This is a genomic window from Clostridium sp. BL-8, assembly GCF_002006495.1.
Lineage (GTDB): Bacteria > Bacillota > Clostridia > Clostridiales > Clostridiaceae > Clostridium.
On record NZ_LZZL01000226.1, the window covers coordinates 1 to 606 of the forward strand.

Consider the following 606-nt stretch of genomic DNA (forward strand, 5'->3'; position numbering starts at 1 on the left):
GATCTACTGGCGACACTGGTGCTACCGGAGTTACAGGTTCTACTGGATCTACTGGCGACACCGGTGCAACTGGAGTTACAGGTTCTACTGGATCTACCGGTGACACTGGAGTAACCGGAGTTACAGGTTCTACTGGAACTACCGGTGACACTGGCGCTACTGGAATTACAGGGTCTACTGGACCTACCGGTGACACTGGCTCAACTGGAGTTACAGGTTCTACCGGATCTACCGGCGACACTGGTGCTACCGGAGTTACAGGTTCTACTGGATCTACTGGCGACACTGGTGCTACCGGAATTACAGGTTCTACTGGAACTACCGGTGATACTGGCAACACCGGCGCTACCGGAGCTACAGGTTCAACAGGATCTACTGGCGTTACAGGTTCCACTGGATCTACCGGTGACACTGGCGCAACTGGAGTTACAGGATCTACTGGACCTACCGGCGTAACTGGTGCTACTGGAATTACAGGTTCTACTGGATCTACCGGCATAACTGGTGCAACTGGAGTTACAGGTTCTACCGGATCTACTGGCGTAACCGGTGCTACCGGAGTTACAGGTTCTACCGGACCTACCGGCGATACCGGGGCGACTGGAG

Annotated in this window: 1 protein-coding gene; it reads right to left on the reverse strand. The window is 54.3% G+C overall.

Annotation, left to right across the window (positions count from 1 at the left end):
- A partial coding sequence (locus tag CLOBL_RS28340; protein WP_179117859.1) for a DUF4573 domain-containing protein occupies positions 1-606 on the reverse strand: 606 nt, incomplete at both ends.